The organism is Belnapia moabensis DSM 16746 (assembly GCF_000745835.1).
Lineage (GTDB): Bacteria > Pseudomonadota > Alphaproteobacteria > Acetobacterales > Acetobacteraceae > Belnapia > Belnapia moabensis.
Genome location: NZ_JQKB01000004.1, coordinates 83317 through 102843, shown reverse-complemented (window position 1 = coordinate 102843; position 19527 = coordinate 83317). Strand labels below are relative to the sequence as shown.

At 70.7% G+C, this 19527-nt stretch carries 19 protein-coding genes; 7 read left to right on the top strand and 12 right to left on the bottom strand.

The window, feature by feature from the left end:
• A complete protein-coding gene (locus EP26_RS03575) occupies positions 1-2004 on the top strand; it encodes a 4Fe-4S dicluster domain-containing protein (RefSeq protein ID WP_211259365.1) in 2004 nt (667 codons plus the stop codon).
• Positions 2005-2026: 22 nt separating this feature from the next.
• On the opposite strand, the gene EP26_RS03570 is transcribed toward EP26_RS03575, so the two are convergent.
• Both EP26_RS03570 and EP26_RS03565 read right to left on the bottom strand, forming a co-directional pair.
• Positions 2027-2320 carry a hypothetical protein gene (locus tag EP26_RS03570; RefSeq protein ID WP_043335891.1) on the bottom strand — a complete coding sequence of 98 codons (294 nt, stop codon included), beginning with the start codon at positions 2318-2320 and terminating at the stop codon, positions 2027-2029.
• A gap of 109 nt (positions 2321-2429) precedes the next feature.
• On the bottom strand, positions 2430-2894 hold the full coding sequence (locus EP26_RS03565; RefSeq protein WP_043335888.1) for a DUF427 domain-containing protein: 465 nt from the start codon (positions 2892-2894) through the stop codon (positions 2430-2432).
• Positions 2895-2974: 80 nt separating this feature from the next.
• On the opposite strand from EP26_RS03565, the gene EP26_RS03560 reads away from it, so the two are divergent.
• Positions 2975-3976 (top strand): NADP-dependent oxidoreductase, encoded by a 1002-nt coding sequence (locus tag EP26_RS03560; protein ID WP_043335886.1) that lies wholly within the window; start codon positions 2975-2977, stop codon positions 3974-3976.
• Positions 3977-3980: 4 nt separating this feature from the next.
• Positions 3981-4799 carry a lipase family protein gene (locus EP26_RS03555; RefSeq protein ID WP_043335884.1) on the top strand — a complete coding sequence of 273 codons (819 nt, stop codon included), beginning with the start codon at positions 3981-3983 and terminating at the stop codon, positions 4797-4799.
• On the opposite strand, the gene EP26_RS03550 is transcribed toward EP26_RS03555, so the two are convergent.
• From EP26_RS03550 to EP26_RS03520, 7 genes are all read right to left on the bottom strand, one after another.
• Positions 4747-5457 (bottom strand): pirin family protein, encoded by a 711-nt coding sequence (locus EP26_RS03550; RefSeq protein ID WP_043335880.1) that lies wholly within the window; start codon positions 5455-5457, stop codon positions 4747-4749. The genes EP26_RS03555 and EP26_RS03550 overlap by 53 nt on opposite strands.
• Positions 5458-5791: 334 nt before the next feature.
• Positions 5792-6334 (bottom strand): NADH-quinone oxidoreductase subunit B family protein, encoded by a 543-nt coding sequence (locus tag EP26_RS03545; RefSeq protein ID WP_043335878.1) that lies wholly within the window; start codon positions 6332-6334, stop codon positions 5792-5794.
• The gene (locus tag EP26_RS03540) at positions 6334-7836 is read right to left on the bottom strand and encodes a hydrogenase large subunit (protein WP_043335876.1); all 1503 of its coding nucleotides are present in this window, start codon (positions 7834-7836) and stop codon (positions 6334-6336) included. Before EP26_RS03540 ends, EP26_RS03545 begins: the two co-directional genes overlap by 1 nt.
• Positions 7833-9260 (bottom strand): proton-conducting transporter transmembrane domain-containing protein, encoded by a 1428-nt coding sequence (locus EP26_RS03535; RefSeq protein ID WP_043335873.1) that lies wholly within the window; start codon positions 9258-9260, stop codon positions 7833-7835. Before EP26_RS03535 ends, EP26_RS03540 begins: the two co-directional genes overlap by 4 nt.
• Positions 9260-9928: a hydrogenase-4 component E gene (locus EP26_RS03530; protein ID WP_043335872.1), complete on the bottom strand. Its 669-nt coding sequence runs from the start codon at positions 9926-9928 to the stop codon at positions 9260-9262. Before EP26_RS03530 ends, EP26_RS03535 begins: the two co-directional genes overlap by 1 nt.
• Positions 9928-10887 (bottom strand): respiratory chain complex I subunit 1 family protein, encoded by a 960-nt coding sequence (locus EP26_RS03525; RefSeq protein WP_043335871.1) that lies wholly within the window; start codon positions 10885-10887, stop codon positions 9928-9930. Before EP26_RS03525 ends, EP26_RS03530 begins: the two co-directional genes overlap by 1 nt.
• A complete protein-coding gene (locus EP26_RS03520) occupies positions 10888-12882 on the bottom strand; it encodes a proton-conducting transporter transmembrane domain-containing protein (RefSeq protein ID WP_052388759.1) in 1995 nt (664 codons plus the stop codon).
• Between the two features lie 190 nt (positions 12883-13072).
• Here EP26_RS03520 and EP26_RS03515 point away from each other — a divergent pair, with 190 nt between their 5' ends.
• From EP26_RS03515 to EP26_RS03505, 3 genes are read left to right on the top strand one after another with little or no spacing between them, the layout of a single operon-like run.
• On the top strand, positions 13073-14173 hold the full coding sequence (locus EP26_RS03515; protein WP_043335869.1) for a TRAP transporter substrate-binding protein: 1101 nt from the start codon (positions 13073-13075) through the stop codon (positions 14171-14173).
• A 24-nt stretch (positions 14174-14197) separates the two neighbouring features.
• Positions 14198-14746: a TRAP transporter small permease subunit gene (locus EP26_RS03510; RefSeq protein ID WP_043335867.1), complete on the top strand. Its 549-nt coding sequence runs from the start codon at positions 14198-14200 to the stop codon at positions 14744-14746.
• Between the two features lie 19 nt (positions 14747-14765).
• The gene (locus tag EP26_RS03505) at positions 14766-16181 is read left to right on the top strand and encodes a TRAP transporter large permease (protein WP_211259364.1); all 1416 of its coding nucleotides are present in this window, start codon (positions 14766-14768) and stop codon (positions 16179-16181) included.
• 63 nt (positions 16182-16244) lie between these two features.
• On the opposite strand, the gene EP26_RS03500 is transcribed toward EP26_RS03505, so the two are convergent.
• Entirely contained in the window at positions 16245-17660 is a 1416-nt protein-coding gene (locus EP26_RS03500; protein ID WP_043335865.1) for an amidase family protein, read from the bottom strand.
• 123 nt (positions 17661-17783) lie between these two features.
• Between EP26_RS03500 and EP26_RS03495 the strand changes: the two genes are divergently transcribed.
• Positions 17784-17993, top strand: a complete 210-nt coding sequence (locus EP26_RS03495) for a hypothetical protein (protein WP_043335862.1) — start codon at positions 17784-17786, stop codon at positions 17991-17993.
• Positions 17994-17997: 4 nt separating this feature from the next.
• Here the strand turns inward: EP26_RS03495 and EP26_RS03490 are convergent, their stop codons facing one another.
• Together EP26_RS03490 and EP26_RS03485 are read right to left on the bottom strand one after the other, a co-directional pair.
• Positions 17998-18729, bottom strand: coding sequence for a 2OG-Fe dioxygenase family protein (locus EP26_RS03490; RefSeq protein WP_052388758.1), 732 nt, complete (start codon positions 18727-18729; stop codon positions 17998-18000).
• Positions 18726-19493 (bottom strand): (Fe-S)-binding protein, encoded by a 768-nt coding sequence (locus tag EP26_RS03485; RefSeq protein WP_043335860.1) that lies wholly within the window; start codon positions 19491-19493, stop codon positions 18726-18728. The genes EP26_RS03490 and EP26_RS03485 overlap by 4 nt, the downstream gene beginning before the upstream one ends.
• Between the last annotated feature and the right edge of the window lie 34 nt (positions 19494-19527).

Below are 19527 nucleotides of genomic sequence, written 5' to 3'. Positions count from 1 at the left end.
ATGCCGGATCGCATCGCCCTCGTCTGCAGCTGCGAGGACAGCATGCGCCTCGACGAACGCAGCCTCGCCCGCGGCTGCGGCGCCGAGCTGCGCACTGCGGAGCAGCTCTGCCAGGCACAGCGCGACCGCTTCCTCGCCGCACTGGCGACGGGACGGCCGGTGACGGTCGGCTGCACCCAGGAGGCACCGCTCTTCACCGAACTGGCGGAGGAGGCAGGCGCCGCCCAGCCTCTCGCCTTCGTCAACCTCCGCGAACAGGCCGGCTGGTCGGCCGAAGGGGCCGAGGCCGGGCCGAAGATGGCCGGGCTCATCGCCGCCGCCGCCATCCCGCTGCCCGGGACGCCGCTGGTGCCGCTCAGGAGCGAGGGCGTCACCCTGGTCCTCGGCCGGGATGCGACGGCGATCGAGGCCGGCCGCCGCCTGGCGGACCGGCTCGACATCACCGTGCTGCTGACCGGGGCGGAGCCCGTGGCGCCGGCGCCGCGAACGGAATTTCCTGTCCTCCGTGGCCGGGCGCGCGGCGCGACCGGCTGGCTCGGCGCCTTCGAGGTGGTGGTGGACGGCTATGCGGCGCCCTCCCCCGCCTCGCGCGCCGCCTATGCCTGGGGCCCGGCGCGCAACGAGGCGCGCAGCCGCTGCGACGTCATCCTCGACCTGACCGGGGGCCCCGCCCTCTTCCACGAGACCCGGCAGGGCTACCTTCGCGCCGACCCGGCGGATGCGGCGGCGGTGGAGCGCGCCATCGCCGCGGCGCGGGAGCTGGTCGGCGAATTCGACAAGCCGCGCTTCGTGCAGTTCGAGGCAGGGCTCTGCGCCCATTCCCGCAACCGCCGCACCGGCTGCACCCGCTGCCTGGACCTCTGCCCCACCGGCGCCATCACGCCCGCGAAGGACAGCGTGGCGATCAGCGCCGAGATCTGCGCCGGCTGCGGGTCCTGCGCCGCGGTCTGCCCGACCGGCGCCGTGACCTACGCCCTGCCGCCGCCGGCGACGACCCTCGCTCGGCTGCGCGCCCTTCTGCTCGGTTATGCCGAGGCGGGTGGGCGCGACCCGGTCCTCCTGCTGCATGACGGCAGCCATGGCGAGGCGCTGATCGATGCCTTTGCCCGGCATGACGAGGGACTGCCCTCACGGGTGCTGCCATTCCGCGTCAACGAGGCGAGCGCGCTCGACCTGGCGACGCTCGCCGCCGGCTTCGCCTGGGGTGCGGCGGGCGTGCGGGTGCTGCTGCCCGGGCGGCGCGGGCATGGGACAGAGGGGATGTTCCGCAACCTCGATTACGTGGCGGCGGCGCTCGACGGGCTCGGCCTCGCCGCCGCCCTGCCGCGCGCGGCGGCGATCGAGACGGATGACCCCTTCACCCTCGGCGAGCAGCTCGCCCCGGCGCTGGTGCTGAGTGCCGCATGGCCCGTGGCGAGCTTCCTGCCGCTCGGGGCGCCGCGCGAGGTGCTGCGGCAGGCGCTCGGCGCCTTGCGTCCCGTCGTGGCGCCGGAGGTGGTGCCGATGCCCCCCGCCGCGCCCTTCGGTGCCGCCCTGGTCGCGACCGAGGGCTGCACCCTCTGCCTCGCCTGCACCATGGTCTGCCCGACCGGCGCATTCAGCGCGAATCCGGAGCGGCCGCAGCTGCGCTTCCTCGAGGAGGCCTGCGTGCAATGTGGCCTCTGCGCCGCGACCTGCCCCGAGAAGGTCATCGACCTCGCGCCAAGGCTCAATTTCGCCGAGGCCGCCGCGCAGCCGCAGGTGGTGAAGGAGGAGGAGCCCTTCCATTGCGCCCGCTGCGCCAAGCCCTTCGGCACGGCGAGCAGCATCAGGCGGGTGAAGTCCCGCTTGGCCGCCAGCGGGCATTGGATGTTCGCGGACCCGTCGCGCCTCGCCATGCTGGAACTCTGCGAGGATTGCCGGGCGGTTGAGGCGACGCTGGGCGGCGTCGATCCCTATGCCGGCTCGCCGCGCCCCGTGGTCCGCACCACTGAGGACTGGCTGCGGGAGGCGGAGGAGGAGTAGCCCTCCTCCACCGGACTCTGGCTCAGCCGCCCTTGTTGGAGCGGTTCCGCATCGGCCGGTACTCGGAGGGCACGCCGCCGACGCCCGGGCCGGCGGTGCTGCCATCGCGGGTCACTTGCGGACGGCCCTGGGTGTCGCCGCCCGAGATGGTCGCGGTGCCGGCGCCGGCATTGGCGCTGTGCGGCTGCAGGTCGCTCTGCTGACGCAGCGGGGATGCGGCGGGGCCGGCGGTGCCAGTGGTCGGGGCCGGGCCACTCTGGGCGGCGCAGGCCCCGAGGGCCGTCAACGCCGCCAGGGAAAGGATGGTGTTACGCATGTGTCAGGTCCCGATCATGGAGGCCCACAGGATCGTGGTTCCAGCCAACGGGCCGGAGCCTAGCGACGCATCCTAAGGGTTGCAATGCGTCATGTTACGAGGCCCGACGTTACCAGCCGGCCGTTCCCGGTTCACCTTTGAAGGGCCCGATCAGGTCCCGTGTGATCCAGCCGCCGTAGAATCCACCCGGTTGCGGCATCACCTGCTCATCATCGACGAAGCAGGCCTCCATACGCCCGGCATAGACGGCAATGTGGTCGCGGATCGCGGCGAAGGCCGGCGTCGGCGCCAGATAGCTCCATCCCGCCGCCTCCGCCACTGCGCGGCCGGCGGCGAGCGTCCAGTAGCGGGCGATTCCCTTCCATTCGCAGAAGCTCTGCCCCGCTGCGGGGCGCAGTACGCCGGGGGCGAAGGCGTCGGGCGGCAGATACCAGCTGGGCGGGTGAAAGGTCTCCAGCACCCGCCAGGCCGCGCGGGTCTCGGCGATGATCTCACCGCTCAGGCGGATGCGAATCCGCCGCTGGCTCGGCTCCAGCCGCGGCGGGCGGGGATAGTCGGCGACGCGCTCGGTCATGCCGATGATCTGGCGCTGGCCCCTTCCCTTGCAACCGGGCCGGGGGCAACACTGGCCGCCAAACACGGAGGAGCCGATCCATGGCCGAGATGAACCTGCAGGTCCTGCTGCGCCGCCGCCCGAAGGGCGAGCCGGTGCCGGAGGATTTCGACATCGTCGAGACGCCGGTGTCGCAGCCCGGCCCCGGCGAGGTGCTGGTCCGCGCCCATTACCTCTCGCTCGACCCTTATATGCGCGGCCGCATGTCGGACGCGAAGAGCTACTCCGCCCCGGTCGAGATCGGCGCGGTGATGGAAGGCCAGACAGCGGGTGAGGTCGTCGCCTCCAACGCGCCGGGCTTCGCGCCGGGCGATACCGTGCTCGGCGGCTTCGGTTGGCAGCGCTTCTCGGTCGTGCAGCCCGCACGCCTCTTCAAGATCGACCCGAAGGAGGCGCCGCTCTCGGCCAGCCTCGGCGTGCTCGGCATGCCAGGCCTCACAGCCTGGGTCGGGCTCGAGGATATCGGCCAGCCGAAGGGGGGCGAGACCGTCGTCGTCTCCGCGGCCTCGGGCGCGGTCGGCCAGGTCGTCGGGCAGATCGCCAGGATTCGCGGCTGCAAGGTCGTCGGCATCGCCGGCGGAGCGAAGAAGTGCGAGTTCGTCACCGAGGTGCTGGGCTTCGACGCCTGCATCGACCATCGCGGCGACCTCAACGCGCAGCTCGACCGTCATTGCGCGCAGGGGATCGACGTCTATTGGGAGAATGTCGGCGGGGCGGTGCAGCGTGCCGTCTTTCCACGGCTCAACGACCATGCCCGCATGGTGATGTGCGGCATGATCGCCGAGTACAACGACACCGAGGCGCGGCCGGGGCCGAACCTGATGGCCGCCGTGCGCAAGCGGCTGCGCATCCAGGGCTTCATCGTCAGCGACAATGGCTGGACGCGCTACCCGCAATTCCGAACGGAGATGCTGGGCTACATGGCGTCCGGCCGCATGGCCTGGCGGGAGGATGTGGTGGAGGGGCTGCGGAATGCGCCGTCGGCCTTCATCGGCCTGCTGAAGGGCGAGAATTTCGGCAAGCTCGTCATCAAGATCGACTGAGACGTTGGCGCCGGGGGATGCGGCGCTCGCCGCGCGGCATGCGGAGCATCGCATCCTGCTCTGCTACGGCCTTTTCGGCGAGGTCGTGGCGGGGTTGAGGCTCGACTACATGCGCAGTCAGGCCGATTGGCTGCGCGGCCTCGGCCTTGCCGTCGAGGTCGTGGCGCTGCCGACCGCGGCGCCCGTCCTCGTCAATGCCGCGCGTATCGCCGAGCGCATCGTAGCCGACCCCCGCCCGGTGCTGCTGGTCGGCCACAGCAAGGGCGGGCTGGAGGCGCTGGCGGCGCTGCTTCGCCCCGGCATGGCGGCGCGGTGCCGCGGCCTCGTCGCGCTGCAATCGCCCTTCCTTGGCTCACCCGTTACCGATGCGCTCTGCGGCATCCGTCCGCTGCACCGCGTGGCGCATCGCGCGCTGCAGGCGCTGCGGCTCGGCAGCGGGCAGGGCTTGCGCGACCTGACCGCGCCGGTACGCAAGGCCTGGATGACGGAGAATGCGGCGGCGATTGCCGAGCTGGCGCGGCAGGTGCCGATCGCCGTGGTGGCGACGACATTGGATGGTGCGCCCTGGCGGATCGAGGAGGGCGCGTATCGTCTGCTCGACCGCTGGATGCGAAGCCAAGGTGTCGGACCGGGCGACGGGCTGGTGCCCCTCGCCTCGGCCCGGCTTCTCGACCTGCCACTGCTGGTGCTACCGGGCGGGCACCGCGCGCTGGTGTCGCGCGGGCCGGGGCGGGACCCGGTCGGGGTGCTGCGGGAGCAGCTTCTCGGGCTTACTCCGCCGCCACCTCCACCAGCACCAGCTCCGCATCCTCGGACGCGGTGATCTCCATCACCGCCTCATCCACGATGCCGGCGCCGTCGCGGGCGCCGAGCGCCTTGCCGTTCACCGTCACCGCGCCCTTGGCGGGCACGAGATAGGCGGCGCGGTCCGACGCCAGACCCTGGCGCAGCGTCTGCCCGGCCTTCAGCGTCGCCGCCAGAACCGCGCCATTGACGTTGAGCGGCAGGGCGCCGCTGCCGGCATCCTGCGGCCGGCCGCTCGCCAGCACCTCGAAGCCGGCCTCGCGCTGCTCCTTCGGGAACTGCTTCGCCCCCCAGTTGGGCTTCACGCCGCGGCGGTCGGGGATGATCCAGATCTGGAAGATCTTCGTCGTCTCCGGCTCCAGGTTGTACTCGCTGTGCACCACGCCGGTGCCGGCCGACATGATCTGCACGTCGCCCGCCTCGGTGCGGCCCTCGTTGCCCATGTTATCCCGATGGGTGATGGCCCCCTCGCGCACATAGGTGACAATCTCCATGTCGCGGTGCGGGTGCGGGTCGAAGCCGGTGCCGGCGGCGATCTCGTCGTCGTTCCAGACGCGCAGCTTGCCCCAGTTCATCCGCGCCGGGTCGTGGTAGCCAGCGAAGGAGAAGTGGTGGCGCGCCTTCAACCAGCCGTGATTGGCACCGCCGAGGGTGCCGAAGGGACGGATATCGATCATCTGCGTCGCTCCTTGCAGGAGGCGCCGACCCGTAGGGGCCGGCCGGGATGCGAAGGAGATAGGCGCTTTCCGGGCAGAACGCCCATCACCGGCGGCCATCGGCCTCATTCATCATGACGATGAGCGCATTGCCGCAGTTTAAGCCTCGCCCCACCTCCCGTAGAGGCCGGATCGACGAAGCTGCCGCCTGTCGTCCTGAAGCCCCGAGGCCATGGCATCGGATGAACGGACGGGCGGCATCCGGCAGCGGCTATTTCCCGGCAAGCCGTTGCCAGACTGGCAGCCCCTCATAGGCCGCCATCGGGCCGGCCGGATCTCCGGCCGGCCCGATTTTTTATCCGACGCGCTGGGCTTCCAGCAGTGCCAGCATCCCCTCCAGCAGCTGCGTCGGTGTCGGCGGGCAGCCGGGAATCAGCAGGTCGACCGGCAGCACAGCGTCGATGCCGCCTTCCACCGCATAACTGTCCTTGAAGACGCCGCCATCGACGGCGCAGTCGCCGGCGGCCACCACCCATTTCGGCTCGGGCATGCATTCGGCCGTGTGCAGCAGCGCCTCGCGCATGTTGCGGGTCAGCGGGCCGGTAACCAGCAGCACATCGGCATGGCGCGGGCTGGCGACGAAGCGGAGGCCGAAGCGCTCCAGGTCGTAGATCACGCTCTGCATGGCGTTGATCTCGAGCTCGCAGCCGTTGCACGATCCCGCATCCACCTGCCGGATGGCGAGGCTGCGGCCGAGCCGCGCCTGCGAGGCCGCCTCCAGCCGGGCGACGAGGGCTTGTACCAGCTCCTCCGGCGGCACCGGCGGGGCATCGGTCAGCGGCGGCGAGACCAGGCCCTGCGCGAGCCTCGGCCAGAGCAGGCGGCGCCAGCCCCGCATCAGAGGTCGACCCCGCTATAGGAGGCGTTGACGCTTTTGTTGATGAGCGGGAAGTCGGCCAGGATGTTGCCCTCCATCGCCGCTTCGAGCAGCGGCCAGTGCAGCCAGGACGGGTCGCGCGGGAAGGCGGCGCGCAGCAGCCCGCCATCATCGAGCGCCACCCAGTGCAGGCACTCGCCGCGAAATCCCTCGACCAAGCCGAGGCCCTCGCCCGCCCGCTGCGGCAGCGGCAGGGCGAGCTCGCCCGGCGGCAGCGCCGCCATCAGCCCTCGCGCCAAGCGGATCGAGTCGCCCATTTCCGTCATACGTAGACGTGCCCGCGCATCGACATCGCCGGCGGTTGAGACCCGCGGCTCCAGGGTTGCGTAAGGCGCGTAGCCCGGCCGGTGCCGCGCATCGAACGCCCGGCCGGAGGCACGGCCCACCACCCCGCCGGCAGCGAAGCGCCGCACGAGCGAGGGCGCGATGACCCCGGTGCCGATCATGCGGTCCGCGAGGCTCGCATGGCTGTCATAGACGGCGTCGAGCTGCGGCAGCTCCGCCTCCACCGCGTCGAGCGCGGCGAGGATGGCGGCCGCGCCCTGCGGCGTCAGGTCGTCGGTGACGCCGCCCGGCAGGATGCGGTCCATCATCAGCCGATGGCCGAAGGCGGTGGCGGCCGCGCGCAGCACCGCCTCGCGCAGCGCCCCCGCCCGAGCATGCAGCCAGGCGAAGGCCGCGTCGTTGCAAAGGAAGCCCCAGTCGTTCAGGTGGTTGTGCAGCCGCTCCAGCTCCGCCATCAGCGCCCGCAAGGCGAGCGCCCGCGGCGAGGGCTCGAGGCCGAGCGCCGCCTCGACGCCCTGGGCGAAGGCCCAGCTATGCGCGACCGTCGAATCGCCTGAGAGCCGGGCGGCGAAGCGCGCCGCCACAAGCGCCGGCTTGCCCAGCATCAGCCCGATATGCCCCTTGTGCAGATAGCCGAGCCGCGCCTCCAGCCGCACCACCGCCTCGCCCTGGACATGGAAGCGGAAGTGCCCCGGCTCGATCACCCCGGCATGGACCGGCCCGACCGGGATCTGGTGAACGCCCTGGCCTTCGACGGGAAGGAAGACAGGCTGCGGCGGCGGCATCGCATTCGGCGCCGGTTGTGCCGCCAATGGGCCGGTCAGCGGCCACCGCCCATGGTCGAGCCAGGGCCGTTGGTCGATTCCGCCCTCGGCGACATGGCCCCAGAGGTCGCGGATCATCCGCTCGAAGCGCACTGCCCCCGGCTGCACCGGCGAGAACGCCGCAAAGCGCCCCTCGGGCACGGTGCAGGAGGCGATGAGGATCGTCTCGCCTAGCATCAGCGCAGCATGCACCTGCGCCGGATCGGCCCAGAGGCCGAGCAGCGCCACCGCCTCATCCTCGCCGATGGCGGCGATGAGCGCCGCCCATTGCCCACGGTCGAGCAGGTAGCGCTGATATGGCCGGCAGCCCTGCTCCTGACCGTGGCGGACCAGCCGCAGCAGCGCCTCGCTCATCCCCCCACCCCCGCCGCTTCGCCGAGCATCGACCGCAGCGGTCCCGGCAGCGCGACGCCGAGCAGCAGCGCCAGCACCAGATGCGCCCAGATCGGGCCGAGGCTGGTCCAATCCACCCGCCCGGTCGTGCGATCCGCCGGCGGATCGCAGAAGCAGAGCGCCTGCAAGGTCTGCACCTTCGCCGCCACCGCTACCAGCAGGCCGAGGCCGAGGGGCAGGATCGCCCAAGGGTGCTGCGCCGCCGCCTCCGTCACCAACAGGTATTCGCTGGCGAAGAGGGCAAAGGGCGGCAGGCCCGCCACGGCCGCGATGCTGATCGCCAGCGCCCAGCCGAGCGCCGGCACGGTTGTGCAAAGCCCGCCGAGATCCGCGATCCGCTGGGAGCCGCGCAGCCGCACCGCCGCGCCGATGCCGAAGAACACCGCCGACTTCGCCAGCGAATGCCCGAGCATGTGCAGCAGCCCGGCGAGGTTGCCCGCCACGCCGCCGAAGCCGAAGCCCGTGGCGGCCAGGCCCATATGCAGGATGCTGCTCCAGGCGAAGAAGCGCCGCGCATCCCGCCTGCGCCAGAGCGCAAAACCCGCGACCAGCACCGAGGCGAGGCCGAAGGCCAGCAGGAGCGCCCCCGGCGGCACCGTCTCCGCATTGGCCCCCACGATCGCTTTCACCCGCAGCACCGCATGCAGCGCCGCGTTCAGCAGCAGGCCGGAGAGCACGGCGGAGATGGCGATCGGCCCCTCGGCCTCCGCATCCGGCAGCCAGGCATGCAGCGGCACGAGCCCGGCCTTGGTGCCGTAGCCGACCAGGAGGAAGACGAAGGCAAGGTTCAGCACGCCCGGGTCGCAGCGCGGCGCTGACGCAAGCAGTGCGGCCCAGGACAGCGCCTCCCCCTCGCCCGGCACCGCCTGCGCGGCGAGTCCAAGGATGATGGTTCCGAGCAGCGCGAGGGCGATGCCGACACCGCAGAGGATAAAGAATTTCCACGCCGCCTCGATCGCCGCCGGCGTGCCGTGCAGCCCGACCATCAGCACGCTGGCCAAGGTCGCGATCTCGACCGCCACCCACATCACGCCGAGATTGTCGGCGAGCAGGGCCAGGGCCTGCGCGCCCATGAAGAGCTGGAAGGCGACATGGAAGGCGCGCAGCCGCCGTGCATCGAGCCCCTCGGCGGCGATGGCGCCGAGCGAATAGACGGAGGTGGTCAACCCGACAACGCTGGACAGCAGCAGCAACGGCAGGTTCAGTGCATCGAGCCGCGTCCAGCCGGTCACACCCTGCGGCTCGGCGAGCAGCAGCAGGGACAGCAGAAAACCGGCTGCCGAGACGCCGATGTTGACGAGCGCCGCCACCCGCTCCCGTGGCAGGAAGCCAAGCACCGCCGCCCCGGCCCAGGGCAGCAGCACGAGGAGCCAGGCGAGCGGCATCACTCTGGCTCCCCACGATGCGGATGCAGCAGGAGGGTATCGAGGCTGTCGAGCCGCTCCCGCATCTGGAAGACGACGACGCCGGCCACGACCAGCACCAGCATCACCAGCGCAGCGATCGAGAGCTCGACTACCAGCGGCATGCCGGCGATGCCGACGGCCGCGAGCACCAGCCCGTTCTCCAGGCTCATCAGTCCGACGACCTGGAGGATGGCGTTGCGCCGGGTGATCATCATCAGCATCCCGAGCAGCACGACGGAGAGGGCGATGGCCAGGTCCTCGCGCGCCAGCGCTTGCGCCCCGGTGGTGATCGGCAGCGCCACCATGATGGCGAGTGCCACCAGCGCCACCCCGGCCATCAGGCTCGGCCCGATGCCGAGCGCCGCGTCAACGCCGCGCGCCAGGGCGAGCCTCCGAATCATCCAGCGCAAGGCGAGCGGGATAAGTCCCGCCTTCGCCACCGCCGCGATCAACGCGGTGAGGTAGAGCTGCGGCGCCCCTTGCACGAAGCCCTGCCAAGCCGCCGCCAGCGCGAGCACCGCCCCCTGCGCGGCGAGCACGCTCACCACCGCCGCGACCCGCCGCTGGTACAGCAGCATGAAGGAGAGCAGCAGCATCCCGCCCCCCAGCAGATGGGCGACGTCGTAGGGAAGCTGGCCGAAGCCCATCAGGCGAACCCCGTCGAGACGAAGAGCAGCGCCGCCGCCAGCAGGGCCAGCAGCAGCGCCGCGCCGAGGAATTCCGGCACGCGGAAGACCCGCATCTTGGCGATCGCTCCCTCGAAGACGGCGAGCGCCAGGCAGAAACCGCCCATCTTCGCCACCCAGGCGAGCAGCCCGACCAGCCAGGCGAGCGGCCCGCTGCCCGCCGGCGCCGCGCCGAAGGGGAAGAAGACCGCGGCGATGAGCGCCAGCCATAGGGTCAGCTTCAGCGCCGCCTGATAGTCCCAGAGCGCTAGGTGCCGCCCCGAGGCCTCCAGCAGCATCGCCTCGTGCACCATGGTCAGTTCGAGATGCGTCGCCGGGTTGTCGACCGGCAGGCGCGCATTCTCCGCCAGCGCTACCGCCCCCATCGCCACCGCCGCCAGCCCGAGCGAGACGCGGAGACCGAGCGCCCCGTCGCGGAAGCTGGCGCCGATCTGGTCGAGATTGGTGCTGCCGGCGAGGATGGCGAAGCTCAGCGCCGAGACCAGCAGCGCCGGCTCGGCGAAGACGGCGAAGCTCATCTCCCGCGCCGCGCCCATGCCGCCGAAGGCAGTGCCCGCATCCATGCCGTTGAGCGCCAGCGCCATCCGTGCCAGCGCCAGCAGCCCGGCCACCAGCACCAGGTCGGCAACGGGGGCGAAGGCCATCCCCTGTGCGAAGCCCGGCACCAGCGCCGCGGCGACCAGCGTCGCGGCCAGTGCCAGATAGGGCGCCATCTCGCTGACGAGCGAGGCATTCTCCGCCAGCACCGGACGTTTCCGCAGCAGCCGCGCGAGGTCGCGGTAGGGCTGCAAGGGCGAGGCGCCGCGCCGCCCATTCATGCGTGCCTTTAACCAACGGATGAGGCCAACCACCAGCGGCGGTGCCGCCAGCATCAGGGCGATGTGCAGGATCTGGGTGAGGACCGCGCCGAGAATCACCATTCAGCGCGCTTCCAGCCAGGCCAGCAGCGCCAGCAGCCCGACCAGCGTGGCGAAGCCGAGTGAGAGCGAGCCGCGCAAGGTCAGGCCGCGCAGACGCTCCACCTGCCCGGCGACCGCATCCCGCAGCCGGGCCGTGCGCGTCGGCAAGGCAAGGGCGGCGCGATCCTCAAATCCCGCCTCCAGCCGCGCCGGGCGCGGATCGCCAGGACGCGGCATCGTCACCGCCTCGCGCGCCGCGAGCAGCGTGCCGCCCAGCATCCGCCGCAGCGGCTGCGCCATGCCGGCCGCCGAGGGCTGGCTCAGCGGATCGCCGAAGACGAATTCCGGCGGCGCGTCGATGAAACCGCCATTCCAAGCCGGCCCCCGCTCCGCCACCGCCGGCGAATGCCGGCGCACCACCACCCAGAGCAGGACCAGGGCGAGGCCGAGCAGAAGGATGACAACCAGCGGCGCATAGGCCGAATGTCCCTCCCCCGCCCCGATCGCCAGCCCAACCACCGGCGGCATCGCGGCCGGCCCCACCAGAACGCGGATGCCTGGCGCGGCGAGCGCCAGCGCCAGCCCAGGGAAAAGGCCGACCAGGACGGTGAGCACGGCCGGCACAGCCATCCCCGCCAACTCGAAGCGATTGGCCTCCCGCGCCCCCGCCCCGCGCGGGCTGCGCGGCCGGCCGAGGAAGGCAAGGCCGAAGAGCCGCAGCATCGCCGCCGCCGCCAGCGCCACCGCCATGGCGGCCAGCGCCAGTGCCGCGGCGGCCGCTACCTGCAAGCCGATCTCGCCCAGACGCCAGCCGCCAAGCAGCGCCTGAAGCAGCAGCCATTCGCTGGCGAAGCCGGAAAGCGGCGGCAGCGCGGCAGCGGCGCCGAGGCCGATAAGCGCCGCTACCGCCGTCAGCGGCATGGCGTGGATCAGTCCCCCCAGCCGGTCCAGCCGCCGGCTGCCCGCCGCATGCTGCACGGCGCCGGCAACGAGGAAGAGCAGCGCCTTGAACAGTCCATGCGCCATGGCATGCAGCAGCGCAGCCCCGGCCGCCAGCGCCGCCATCGGCCCGAGATCCGCCGCCCGGAACAGCAGGGCGAGGCCGAGCGCCATGGTGACCAGGCCGACATTCTCGATGGTCGAGCAGGCCAGCGCCACCTTTGTGTCGTCCTCAAGATTGGCCCTGAGCGCGCCGAGTAGCGCCGAGGCCGCACCTATCGCCAGGAGCGGCATGCCCCACCAGCCCGGCTGCACCGGCCCGCAAAGGTCGAGCAGCAGCCGCGCCAGCACGTAGAGCGCCACCTTGGTCATCACCCCCGACATCAGCGCCGAAACCGGCGTGGGCGCCGCCGGATGGGCGAGCGGCAGCCAGAGATGCAGCGGCACCAGCCCCGCCTTGGCCCCGGCGCCGACCAGCCCGAGCGCCAATATGGCGACCGCCCGCCAGCCCTCCGGTGGCGCGGCGCGGATCGCCGCGAAATCGAGCGCGCCGAGCAGGCCGAAGGCGGGCACCAAGCAGACACCCGCGAACGCCGCGAAGATGAGGTAGAGCCGCGCCGCCTCCCGGTTGCCGGCCTCCCGGTGGTCGAGCGCGACCAGCGCCCAGGAGGCGAGCGACATCAGCTCGAAGCCGAGGATCAGGGTGAAGCCATCCGCCGCCAGCAGCGCAAGCCCCATCCCGCCAAGGAAGAGCGGCCAAGCCACCAGCCCCCGTCCGGGACTGCCCAGCGCGAAGAGCGAGGCCGCAAGCCCCGCCAGCCCCAGCAGCAGCAGGAACCAGGCCGAAAGCCCGTCGAGCGCCAGGGTCATCCCGCCCCAGGCCGGGCCGAAGGGCAGCACCAGCACCCCCTCCGGCAGGCCGAGGGCGAGCGCCCCGCCCGCCGCCAGCGCGAAGCCGGCCGAGAGGAAGGCACTGCCCCCCAGCACCACCGGCCCGGCCAGCCGGCCCATCGGCGCCAGGGCGGCCAGGGCCAGCAGGCCGAGAACAACAAGGCCGAGGGCGAGCGCCGTCAGCACAGGGGGCAGGGCGAGGCTTGCACGGGCTGCAGTCTAGCCCGGCCTCGCGACCTGCGCGAAGGGGCCATTCCGCCGGTTGGGCTGGGGAGCCGCAAATCGTGCCTTAACTTTCGTGCAACGACAGGATAGAGACGCGGCCGAGCGCCTTGGGCGCCAAATCAGGATTCGTCCCAGGGAACAGGGAAAGATCATGGATCGTCGAGGGTTGTTCGCCGGTGCCGCCGCTGCCGGCACGCTGGCCCTGGCCACGCCCGCCATCGCCCAGGTCATGCCGGAAGTCCGCTGGCGCTGCGCCTCCTCCTTCCCCAAGTCGCTCGATACCATCTACGGCGCGGGCGAGCATGTGGCGAAGCGCGTCGCGGCGCTGACCGACAACAAGTTCCAGATCCGCGTCTTCGCCGCCGGCGAGCTGGTCCCGGGCCTTGCCGTCGCCGATGCGGTGCAGAACGGCACGGTCGAGTCGGCGCACACCGCCAGCTACTATTTCGTTGGCAAGGACCCGACCTTCGCCTTCGACGGCGCCGTGCCCTTCGGCCTCAACATGCGCCAGATCAATGCCTGGCTGCAGGCCGGCGGCGGGCGCGAGGTCCTCAAGGAGTTCTTTGAGGGCTACAACATGGTCTCCATGCCCGCGGGCAATACCGGCGCCCAGATGGGCGGCTGGTTCCGCAAGGAGATCAAGAGCGTCCAGGACCTCTCCGGCCTGAAATTCCGCGTCGGCGGCTTCGCCGGCAACGTGCTGCAGAAGCTCGGCGTGGTGCCGCAGCAGATCGCCGGCGGCGACATCTACCCGGCGCTCGAGAAGGGCACGATCGACGCCGCCGAGTGGATCGGTCCCTATGACGACGAGAAACTCGGCTTCAACCGCGTCGCGCCCTACTACTACTACCCGGGCTGGTGGGAGGGCTCGCTCAACCTCTCCTTCTACATTGCGAAGGCGAAGTACGAGGAGCTGCCGCAGCTCTACAAGGAGGCGCTGGAGAGCGCCTGCCGCGACAGCACCATCGAGACCATGGCCAAGTACGACGTGCAGAACCCGCAGGCGCTGCGCCGGCTGATCGGCGCCGGCACCCAGCTTCGCGCCTTCCCGCGCGAGGTGATGCAGGCCTGCTACAAGGCCGCCTTCGAGCTGTATGACGAAACTGCGGCGAAGAACGCGAATTTCAAGAAGGTCTACGAGCATTGGCGCGCCTTCCGCGACTCGCAGTACCAGTGGTTCCGCGTCGCCGAGAGCAGCTTTGACAATTTCGGCTACTTCATGCAGGCGCAGGAACAGCAGCAGCGCCGCTGACGGCGCCCGCGGAGTCCGCTATTCATGGGTCCACTGATCGCCTTCAGCCGCGGCGTCGACAAGCTGAACACCGCCGTCAGCAAGCTGGCCGACTGGGCGGTGCTGCTTGCCTGCCTCATCAGCGCCGGCAATGCCTTCGTGCGCTACGGCGTCTCCTACAGCTCCAATGCCTGGTTGGAGGTGCAGTGGTACCTCTTCGGCGCCATCGTGCTGCTCGGCGCCTCCTACACCCTGTTCCGCAACGAGCATGTCCGCGTCGACCTGCTCTACGGCAATGTCTCGGAGCGGACGCGGCTCTGGATCGACGTCTTCGGCTTCATCTTCTTCATGCTGCCGGCGGTCATGCTGCTGGCCTGGATGACCTGGCCATTCTTCGTCGACAGCTGGGTGCGCGACGAGGGCAGCCCCAATGCCGGCGGCCTGCTCCGCTGGCCGGTGAAGCTGCTGCTGCCCATCGGCTTCGTGCTGCTGACCTTGCAGGGCTTCTCGGAACTCATCAAGCGCATCGCCCTGTTGCGCGGCATCCGCCCGGCGGCCGAGGTGGTGGTCGAGTACCACCGCCCCGAGCAGTGAACCAGGACCGACAGATCCTATGACCCTCGACATGGACGTGATGGCCCCGCTGATGTTCGGCGGGCTGGTCGTCTTCCTGCTGATCGGCTTCCCGGTCGCCTTCAGCCTGGCCGCGACCGGGCTGTTCTTCGGCTTCCTCTCGATTGAGCTCGGCTTCTTCACCCCGGCCTATCTCGGCAACCTGCCGCTGCGGGTCTTCGGGATCGTGCAGAACGATCTGCTCCTCTCGATCCCCTTCTTCACGCTGATGGGCGCCATCCTCGAACGGTGCGGCCTCGCCGAGGACCTGCTGGAAGGCACCGGCCAGCTCTTCGGCAAGATTCCGGGCGGCCTCGCCTATGCCGTCATCCTGGTCGGCGCGGTGCTCGGCGCCATCACCGGCACGGTTGCCGCCTCGGTCATCGCCATGGGCATGATCTCGCTGCCCATCATGATGAAATATGGCTACGACATGCGGATCGCCACGGGCGTGATCGCGGCCTCCGGCACCATCACCCAGGTGATCCCGCCCTCGCTCGTGCTGATCGTCCTCGGCGACCAGCTCGGCAAGTCTGTCGGCGACATGTATGCCGGCGCCATCGGGCCATCCATCCTCCAGATCCTTCTCTTCATCCTCTTCATCGTGGGCGTCAGCATCTTCGCCCCCCACAAGGTGCCGGCGCTGCCGGACGAGGCGCTGACGCAGCGCGGCTGGCCGCTGATCTGGCGCGTGGCGAAGGGCATGGTGCCCTCCATCGTGCTGATCTTCCTCGTCCTCGGCACCATTTTCCTTGGCCTCGCAACGCCGACCGAGGCGGGTGCGATGGGCGCGGTCGGCGCCATCGGCCTCGCCTGGGTCAATGGTCGCTTCACCTGGCCGCTGCTGCGCCAGGCGATGGAGAACACCATGCGGATCACCGCCATGGTGATCTTCATCCTGATCGGCGCGACGGTGTTCAGCTTGGTCTTCCAGGGCGTCGACGGCTCGCTCTGGATCGAGCACATGCTGATGCAGCTGCCGGGCGGGGCGACCGGCTTCCTCATCGCGGTCAACATCTTCATTTTCTTCCTGGCCTTCTTCCTCGACTTCTTCGAGATCGCCTTCATCGTCGTCCCGCTGCTGGCCCCGGTCGCGGCCAAGCTCGGCATCGATCTCGTCTGGTTCGGCGTGTTGATCTGCGTGAACATGCAGACCAGCTTCATGCATCCGCCCTTCGGCTTCGCGCTCTTCTACCTGCGCGGCATCGCTCCGAAGGAGGTCCGCAGCAGCGACATCTACTGGGGCGCCATTCCGTGGGTCGGGTTGCAGCTGGTGCTCGTCGCCATCGTCATCTTCTGGCCGCAGAGCGTGACCTACTGGATCGACAAGGGCACGGGCGTGGATCCGAGCACGGTGCGGATCGAGGTGCCGCTGCCCGACCTGCCGGAGGATGACGCGCCGCCGGTGTTCCGGTAAGGCGGGGGCTCTGCCCCCGAACCCCCGCCGGGGGGAAAGCTTCCCCCTGGGCCCCGCCAATATTTAGTTTATCACTGGCATTGGCATCGGGCAGGCGGCTTCCACCACCTCCGCCGCATCCAGCGCCAAGTCTTCACGCCAGCGCGGCGCGATGATCTGCACGCCCATCGGCAGCCCATCCGCCGTCAGCCCGGTCGGGACGGAGACGCTCGGCAGGCCGAGCAGCGGCGTCGCCAGTAGCGGCTGCTGCGCTCGGTAGACCGAATCGAAGCCCTGCTGCCCCGCCACATCCAGCCCCTGCGGGAAGGGCGGCTCGCCGGAGACCGGGCAGAGCACCAGCGGCACCTCCGCCATGAAGCGCGCCCAGTCCCGCTGCCGCGTCGTCCGCCGCGCGGCGAGGCGCATATAGCCGTCGAGGTCGGTCGGCAGGCAATGCTCCAGCATGTAGCGGTAGGTGTCCTGCGCGCCCTGGTCAGCATTGCGCTCGAAGGTTTCGCCCATGAACATCCGTGCCTCGCCATGGGCGAAGGCATCCCAGTCCCGCGCCGCGCCGGCGAAATCGGGCGGATCGCGCTCCTCCACCGCATAGCCGGCAGCAGCCAGGATCTCGCCTGCCCGGCGTACCGCGGCGGCGACTTCCGGATGCACCCCCGTCCCCGCCGCATCGACCGAGAGCGCGACGCGGACCGGCCGCGGCACCGGCGGCCCGTCCAGTGGCGCGGGCATCCACCACGGGTCCCGTGCATCCCCCCGTGCCATCACGGCGAGCGCCACCCGCAAATCGGCGATGCGTCGCGCCAAAGGTCCCTGGGTCGACATCAGCTGACCGGAAAGCGGACGCTCCGCCGCCATGGTCGGGTTGAAGGCGGGGATGCGCCCGAAGCTCGGCCGGATACCGGCGATCCCGCAGGCGTAGGCCGGGTAGCGCACGCTGCCGCCGAGGTCGTTGCCATGGGCAATGGGCCCGATCCCCGCCGCGCAGGCGGCCGAGGCCCCGCCGGAGGAGCCGCCCGGCGTATGCCCGGCGCTCCAAGGGTTGAGCGTCCGCCCGTGCAGCGCATTCTCGGTGAACCAGCGCATGGACAGCGCCGGCGTATTGGTTCGCCCGACGATGATCGCCCCCGCCGCACGGAGATTGGCGACGACGGCGCTGTCCTCCGGCGCGATCAGGTCCCGCCAGGGTACGCAGCCATTGCTGGTCGGCAGCCCCTTCTGGTCGACATTGATCTTGGTCGTCACCGGCACGCCATGCAGCGGCCCCACCGCCTCGCCGCGGGCGATGGCGGCATCGGCGGCCTCGGCGGCCGCCAGCGCCTCCTCCTCCAGCACGAGGACGACGGCATTGATGGCGGGGTTCACCGCCGCGCAGCGGTCGAGCACCGCCCCTACCGCCTCCCGCGCCGAGACTGCCCGTAGCCGGATTGCGCGGGCCAGGTCCACGGCGTCCCAGCGCCAGAGTTCGGAGGGAAGGTGCTGCATCGAGGCGGTCCCCTTGGATGAAGGCCGTCATCATGGCCCGCCCTCGGGGTATCGGACACCTGGCTTTGTAGCCCCCTCCGCCGCCAGATCGGGCAAGGTGGCGCCGACGAGGAGGATCAGGCTATGGCCGACAGCTACATGCAGGAACGCGCGGAGGAGCTGGCCCAGCACCTGAAGCTCAATGATGGCAAGTCAGGCTATGTCGAGGCCACGGCGGATGGCTTCCGCGTCTATGTGCGCCGCAAATGGCCTGGCAAGCAGCTCGCCAGCTGGGACGGGCTGCCGATCGAGTGGCACGAGAATGTCGGCACGCACAAGGCGGCCAACCGGTAAGCGATCAGCCGGCCCGCTTCCAGGTGATGACCAGCACATCCCGGCAGGATGGGAGCGCCGGGTCCACCGGCTGCACCGGCGTCACGCCATGCATCACCCGCCGGTCGTCGATGAAGGCGGTGTCCAGCCGGTCGAGCAGGGTGAAGCGCGCCAGCTCCGCCCCGGCATCGTCGGTGATGAGCGTCTCGCCACCCTGGAGGTTGGTCCGCGCCATCATGCCGATCAGCACGTAATCGACGCCGTCATGATGCACGCCCTCGGGCGTTGGGAAGCCCGGCGCTCCGGCCGCCGCCTCGATGCGGAACTGGTGCATCTCGACGAACCAGTCGGCGCCCGGCGTCCCCGCATCGGCGACTGAACGGCCGAGATCGAGCAGCGCATGCAGCACCGGCCCCTCGCCCACCGCATCCTCGACCGGAGCGAACCATCGCTCCACCCCGCCATTCAGGCTGTTATGGACGACCGCCTGGAAATGCGGGCGGTGCGGCCCCCGCACATGCCCGGCCACGCCGGTACGGGCGGTGAAATTGGCGTGCCGCCGGCGCCGGTATCGGCCGCCATCGGCCATGAAGCGGTCCGTCTCCAGCCGCTCCCAGCTGGCGGCGAACTCCGCCAGCGCCTCGGGCGACAGGCCGAGCCGCGCCCCCAGCGCCGCCCCTGGCAGCCGCGCGAAGCCATGCGCCGCCACCTCCGCCTGCAATGGGTCCGCTACCTCGATCCTCAGCGCCGCGCTCATGACACCTCACCGATCGCCGGCGCTTCCTTGGTCCGCCCGGCCAGGACTTCCGCCACATGGCGCACCTTCACCGGCACGCCCTCCCGCTTCAGCCGACCCGCCATGTTGAGCAGGCAGCCGAGGTCGCCGGCGAGGAGGGTGTCTGCCCCCGTCGCCGCAATTGATTTCGCCTTGTCGGTCACCATCCGGGTCGAAATCTCGGGGTACTTCACGCAGAAGGTGCCGCCGAAGCCGCAGCAGATCTCGGCATCGGCCATCTCCTTGACGACGACGCCCGGCATGGAGCCGAGGAGTTTCCGCGGCTGCGCCTTCACCCCGAGTTCCCGGAGCCCCGAGCAGCTGTCGTGATAAGTGACGACGCCCTCGAAGCGCGCGGCGACGCCTTCCATGCCCCGCATATCGGTCAGAAAGGAGACCAGCTCGTGCGTCTTCGCGCCGAGCGCCTCCGCCTTGCCGCGATACTCCGGATCGTCATCGAAGAGGGCCGGGTAGTGGTGCGAGATCATCCCGCCGCAGCTCCCGCTCGGCACGACGACGTGGTCGTAATGCAGGAACTCGTCGATGACGGCCCGTGCCAGGTCCTTCGCCGTCTGCCGGTCGCCGCTGTTATAGGCCGGCTGGCCACAGCAGGTCTGCGCCCGCGGCACCTCCACCTGGCAACCAGCCTCCTCCAGCAAGGCAATGGCGGAGAAGCCGACATTCGGTCGGTAGAGGTCGACCAGGCAGGTGACGAAAAGCGCGACGCGGGGGCGGGTCTGGAGCATGCCTGCAATCTAGGCGTCTGCTGCTCTCGGCGAA

What these genes read in the sequence shown, in the direction of transcription:
- EP26_RS03530 (WP_043335872.1), bottom strand. Translation starts at nt 9,928, where the DNA reads ATGGGCTTCGGCCAGCTTCCCTACGACGTCGCCCATCTGCTGGGGGGC.
- EP26_RS03570 (WP_043335891.1), bottom strand. Translation starts at nt 2,320, where the DNA reads ATGCGTAACACCATCCTTTCCCTGGCGGCGTTGACGGCCCTCGGGGCC.
- EP26_RS03495 (WP_043335862.1), top strand. Translation starts at nt 17,784, where the DNA reads ATGGCCGACAGCTACATGCAGGAACGCGCGGAGGAGCTGGCCCAGCAC.
- EP26_RS03510 (WP_043335867.1), top strand. Translation starts at nt 14,198, where the DNA reads ATGGGTCCACTGATCGCCTTCAGCCGCGGCGTCGACAAGCTGAACACC.
- EP26_RS03525 (WP_043335871.1), bottom strand. Translation starts at nt 10,887, where the DNA reads ATGGTGATTCTCGGCGCGGTCCTCACCCAGATCCTGCACATCGCCCTG.
- EP26_RS03485 (WP_043335860.1), bottom strand. Translation starts at nt 19,493, where the DNA reads ATGCTCCAGACCCGCCCCCGCGTCGCGCTTTTCGTCACCTGCCTGGTC.
- EP26_RS03565 (WP_043335888.1), bottom strand. Translation starts at nt 2,894, where the DNA reads ATGACCGAGCGCGTCGCCGACTATCCCCGCCCGCCGCGGCTGGAGCCG.
- EP26_RS03505 (WP_211259364.1), top strand. Translation starts at nt 14,766, where the DNA reads ATGACCCTCGACATGGACGTGATGGCCCCGCTGATGTTCGGCGGGCTG.
- EP26_RS03540 (WP_043335876.1), bottom strand. Translation starts at nt 7,836, where the DNA reads ATGAGCGAGGCGCTGCTGCGGCTGGTCCGCCACGGTCAGGAGCAGGGC.
- EP26_RS03545 (WP_043335878.1), bottom strand. Translation starts at nt 6,334, where the DNA reads ATGCGGGGCTGGCGCCGCCTGCTCTGGCCGAGGCTCGCGCAGGGCCTG.
- EP26_RS03535 (WP_043335873.1), bottom strand. Translation starts at nt 9,260, where the DNA reads ATGCCGCTCGCCTGGCTCCTCGTGCTGCTGCCCTGGGCCGGGGCGGCG.
- EP26_RS03515 (WP_043335869.1), top strand. Translation starts at nt 13,073, where the DNA reads ATGGATCGTCGAGGGTTGTTCGCCGGTGCCGCCGCTGCCGGCACGCTG.
- EP26_RS03560 (WP_043335886.1), top strand. Translation starts at nt 2,975, where the DNA reads ATGGCCGAGATGAACCTGCAGGTCCTGCTGCGCCGCCGCCCGAAGGGC.
- EP26_RS03550 (WP_043335880.1), bottom strand. Translation starts at nt 5,457, where the DNA reads ATGATCGATATCCGTCCCTTCGGCACCCTCGGCGGTGCCAATCACGGC.
- EP26_RS03490 (WP_052388758.1), bottom strand. Translation starts at nt 18,729, where the DNA reads ATGAGCGCGGCGCTGAGGATCGAGGTAGCGGACCCATTGCAGGCGGAG.
- EP26_RS03575 (WP_211259365.1), top strand. Translation starts at nt 1, where the DNA reads ATGCCGGATCGCATCGCCCTCGTCTGCAGCTGCGAGGACAGCATGCGC.
- EP26_RS03500 (WP_043335865.1), bottom strand. Translation starts at nt 17,660, where the DNA reads ATGCAGCACCTTCCCTCCGAACTCTGGCGCTGGGACGCCGTGGACCTG.